Genomic DNA, 4,430 nt, shown 5'->3' with positions numbered 1-4,430 from the left:
CGAGCACGGTCTGCATCCCCACCGTCTGCACAACATTGAGGGCTACTCCACGACGCCCCAGGCAGCAGACGTCCTGGTTGTCCTGCCCGGCACTGTCACACACTCGGTGGCACCAGGACATCCCCGTCATTGAGAGGTGCGCCATGACCGCGAATTCGGCGGACGGCCCGGACATCGACGTCGTCGGTATGTGGGTCACCGCAGACGGCCACATCCGCCAGGAGTTGCGGGCGGACGGCCGGTACGACGAGGCGCGCGGCAAGCGCGCCAGCGCCTACACCGGCCGCTACACCGTCACGGGCCGTCACATCGACTACGTCGACGACACCGGATTCACCGCGACGGGCGACATCCGCGACGGCGTGCTCCACCACGAGCACCTCGTGCTGTACCGGGAGCGGCCCTCCCCCTGACGCGCTCTCGCCGCTCAGGATCAGGCGGCCGGAGCCGTCTCCATGGAGTCGCACTACGTCTGCCATGCGCGCTGATGACGTTGTGCCCGGCGGACAGCGGGCGGTGCTGCGAGGCGCCGCCAGTGTCCTCCGGTCGCCGGGACCGGAGGGACCGGCGGAAGGAAGATCAGGATCGCGGCGGAGACCACGAAGGCGATCGCGTTGCCGATGACCATGAGCTGATAGGCGGCCAGGGTGCCCACCTGAACGACCCACCCCGCACCCACGGCGCCGAGGGAGACGCCGACGTTCGTCACGGCACGGAGACAGGCCCTGAACTCCTGCGGTCGGTTCCCTCCGTAGTGCCTGATGAGCGGGCTGCGTGCGGCCACTCCGGCTGCCTTCGCCCCGGCGGCCGCGGTGACCGCGGTGACCGCGAGCACGAACGGCCAGAAGCTGTCCGCCGGCACGAATCCGGCCGTGGCCAGCGCCTGGACCACGAGGGTGGTCGCATAGACGCCGCGTGCTCCGTATCGGTCCGCCAGGCGGCGCTCGCGCTCACCGCGCAACGGCACGTGCGGTCAGGACCGGGCGGGAGAGTCGAGCCGTTCCCGCGGACCGCGATGGCCTCCCCCGACTTCCACGGGACATCAACTCGCCGAGAAGTCACGCCACTCGGGGCGCCCGGCCGTTCCTATAGGTTTGATCACGTCCCGTCGGCGGACGGGCTTCGGACCTGCATGAGGGGGCTCGCATGGCATTCATCCACCGCACCACCATGGCGCCGACGAAGTTGGAGTTGCTCACCGGCTGGCTGCCGAAGCAGAGCTGGTACACGGGCGACGCGGGAGCGCCGGAACTGGTTAGGGCCGGCGGGTTCCGGCTGGACGATCCGGAGGGCGAGGTCGGGATCGAGTTCATGGTGGTGGTGGACACCGCCGGGCAGGCGCCCGTGGCGTATCTGGTGCCGATGGGCTATCGCGGTGCGGCGCTGGAGGACGTCCCCGCCGAGGGGCTGATCGGCACGTCCGAGCACGGGGTGCTCGGCACACGGTGGATCTACGACGGCGTCCACGACCCGGTGGTGATGGGGCAGTTGCGCGCCCTCCTGCGCGGTGAGGCGACCCCGCAGCACCAGAGCGAGAGCGACACACCCGATCCGACCGTCACCGTGCACGGAACCGTTCCCGTCGGCGGGCCCGAGGTCGGGATCCACCGCGTCCTGCGGCCCACTGAGGCGGCACGGACGTCGTCCGGACATCTTGTCGCGGGATGGACCTGGCCGGACGGAACGGCTGCGCGGGGAGTGTTCGCGGCCGTCGCGCCGCGGTAGGAGGTCCTGCGGGCACCGGCCGGACGGAGAGCGAGTCGGCGTCGGCGGTCCACATGACAAAGGCAAGGAGATCACCCACTCCTTGCCACTCTTAAGCTATAGCACGAGGGGGGCCTTGCGGCAAGGCCCCCCTCGTGCTGCAAAATCTCCAGCCGAAGAGCAGAACGGGCGGAAATCGACGATCCGCGAAGTGTGTGCCGTTCTGCGGCGTTGGTACTTGGCGTGGAGATGGGGGATTTCATGATCGACGTGATCGTGGTCGGCGGTGGGCCGACCGGCTTGATGCTGGCCGGCGAGTTGCGGCTGCACGGCGTTCGCGTGCTCTTACTGGAGAAGGAGACGGAGCCGGCCGTGCAGGTCCGTGCGCTCGGCCTGCACGTACGCAGCATCGAGGTGATGGACCAGCGCGGTCTGCTGGAGCGGTTCCTCGCGCTCGGCCGGCAGTTCATGGTGGGCGGCTTCTTCGCCGGGCTCAGCAAGTCGTGGCCGTCCGGAATGGACACCGCGCATTCGTACGTCCTCGGCATCCCGCAGACCGTCACCGAGCGACTGCTCACCGAACACGCCACCGAACTCGGCGCCGAGATGCGGCGCGGTTGCGAACTGGTGGGGCTGAGCCAGGACGAACACGGGGTGACCGCCGAACTCGCCGACGGCACACGGCTGCGCTCGCGCTACCTCGTCGGCTGCGACGGCGGCCGCAGCACGGTGCGCAAGCTGCTGGGGGTCGCCTTCCCCGGCGAGCCTTCCAGGGTCGAGACTTTGATCGGCGAGATGAAGGTGACCGTGCCGCCGGAAACGGTGGCCACCGTGGTCGCCGAGGTCCGCAAGACCCAGCTGAGGTTCGGCCTCATGCCCCTCGGGGAGGGGGCGTACCGCGTCATCGTGCCCGCCGACGGGGTGGTCGAGGACCGAGCGGTCCCGCCGACCCTCGAGGAGGTTCGGCAGCAGTTGCGGGTGGTCGCCGGCACCGACTTCGGCGTGCACTCACCGCGCTGGCTGTCCCGGTTCGGCGACGCCACCCGGCTGGCCGAGCGCTACCGTGTCGGCCGGGTGCTGCTGGCCGGCGACGCGGCGCACATCCACCCGCCGACGGGTGGGCAAGGACTCAACCTCGGTGTCCAGGACGCGTTCAACCTCGGCTGGAAACTGGCCGCCGAGGTCAACGGCTGGGCGCCGCGGGGACTGCTGGACAGCTACCACACCGAACGGCACCCGGTGGCCGCCGACGTGCTGGACAACACCCGGGCGCAGATGGTCCTCCTGTCCCCCGAGCCGGGGCCCCGGTCGGTGGCGCGGCTGGTGTCGGAACTGATGGACTTCGAGGAGGTGAACAGGTACCTGATCGAGAAGATCACCGCGATCGGCGTCCGCTACGACTTCGGTGAGGGGCACGAACTGCTCGGCCGGCGCATGCGGGACGTGGCGCTGAAACGGGGACGCCTCTACGACCTGATGCACGGCGGCCGCGGGCTGCTGCTCGACCAGACCGGCCGGCTCTCGGTGACGGGCTGGGCGGACCGGGTCGACCACGTCGTCGACGTCAGTGAGGAACTGGGCGTGCCCGCAATGCTGTTGCGGCCGGACGGCCATGTGGCCTGGGTCGGCGAGGATCAGCGGAGCCTGCTCGGTCAGCTGCCCAGGTGGTTCGGCGCTGCCGTCGACTGAGCCGCGATCACGTCCGAAGTGTCCGGTTGACTGAGAACGGTGCGAACATCTTCCGTACTATCGCTGCGACACGGCTGTGCGGCAGTGACCGCTCATACTCTCCCCACATCATGGGGGTGCAGGGCAGCCGTCAGAAGGAAGGGTGTGCGCCTCATGTCCGAAACCCCCGCCGGAACAAGTGAGTTGACCTCACAGTACAGCGCCCAGGTGACCGGAGACCTGGAACGCAACATCAAGGAACAACAACGCCTCAGTGGTGACATCGAAGCGCTGCAGGAGCAGCTTGCGGCCCTGCGGCACGACCACAGCGTCCTGGTGAGCATCCAGCAGGCCCTGGGTGTCCAGGCGGCGGCATCCGCGGCGCCCGTGGACTCCGCGGCCGAGGCTGTCACGGCGGTGCCCGCGCCCCGCACGCGCAAGACGGCCGCCTCGGACACGGCCAAGCAGACGAAGGCCAAGCAGTCGAAGGCCAAGAAGCCGGCCGCGCCGGTCCGGAAGCGGACCGGCGGGAAGAGCACCGCCGAGGCATCGGCGGCGCCGTCGTCGTCGCCCAAGCTGGTGGACCTGGTCCATGAGCACCTGGTGGCGCAGGGCGAGCCGCGCTCCGCGGCCGAGATCGCCACCGCTCTGGGAGAGCGGCATCCCGAGCGCGCCATCAAGACGACCGTGGTGCGTACGACCCTCGAAGGGCTCGTGGCCAAGAACCGGGCCCAGCGCACCAAGCAGGGCACTTCCGTCTTCTACACCACCCCCGACTCCACCGGAGATGCCGCGGAGGGCGAACAGACCCCGTAGAGCGGGACAGCAGCGCCTGATGCCGGTCCGCGGTGCCGGAACGGCAGGCACGGACGGCCGGGACCTGACGCGGCCGGCCCCCATGGTCACGGGGGCCGGCCGGTGGCGGGCCGGAGTCGGCCCGCCCGGACAGGTCCTGGTCGTGTCCTAGTGCCGCGGCAGGCAACGTTCGCCCCGTCGCGACGCCCGGCACGCACTCTCGCCGCACCGGGCACAAGCCCAAGTACATCCAGTACGAGGGC

The 4,430-nt window shown here is 70.0% G+C and carries 5 protein-coding genes; 4 read left to right on the top strand and 1 reads right to left on the bottom strand.

From position 1 onward, the window contains the following. The first annotated feature begins 143 nt into the window (after positions 1-143). Positions 144-413: an Atu4866 domain-containing protein gene (locus ABT057_RS48830; protein ID WP_352351840.1), complete on the top strand. Its 270-nt coding sequence runs from the start codon at positions 144-146 to the stop codon at positions 411-413. Positions 414-466: 53 nt separating this feature from the next. Here ABT057_RS48830 and ABT057_RS48825 read toward each other — a convergent pair whose 3' ends face one another. After that, complete coding sequence (locus ABT057_RS48825) at positions 467-967, bottom strand: MFS transporter (protein ID WP_352351838.1); 501 nt, start codon at positions 965-967, stop codon at positions 467-469. Positions 968-1,146: 179 nt separating this feature from the next. Here ABT057_RS48825 and ABT057_RS48820 point away from each other — a divergent pair, with 179 nt between their 5' ends. The 3 genes from ABT057_RS48820 (at position 1,147) to ABT057_RS48810 (ending at position 4,188) form a co-directional block, all read left to right on the top strand. Continuing rightward, positions 1,147-1,725, top strand: coding sequence for a maltokinase N-terminal cap-like domain-containing protein (locus tag ABT057_RS48820; protein ID WP_352351836.1), 579 nt, complete (start codon positions 1,147-1,149; stop codon positions 1,723-1,725). A gap of 240 nt (positions 1,726-1,965) precedes the next feature. Next, positions 1,966-3,393: a rifampin monooxygenase gene (rox, locus tag ABT057_RS48815; protein WP_352351834.1), complete on the top strand. Its 1,428-nt coding sequence runs from the start codon at positions 1,966-1,968 to the stop codon at positions 3,391-3,393. Between the two features lie 153 nt (positions 3,394-3,546). Continuing rightward, positions 3,547-4,188 carry a hypothetical protein gene (locus tag ABT057_RS48810; RefSeq protein WP_352351832.1) on the top strand — a complete coding sequence of 214 codons (642 nt, stop codon included), beginning with the start codon at positions 3,547-3,549 and terminating at the stop codon, positions 4,186-4,188. The last annotated feature ends 242 nt before the right edge of the window (positions 4,189-4,430 follow it).

The sequence above is a fragment of the Streptomyces sp. NPDC002588 genome (assembly GCF_040295925.1).
GTDB lineage: Bacteria > Actinomycetota > Actinomycetes > Streptomycetales > Streptomycetaceae > Streptomyces.
Note: the sequence above shows the minus strand (reverse complement) of the source record. Positions and strands in the feature narration are given on the sequence as shown.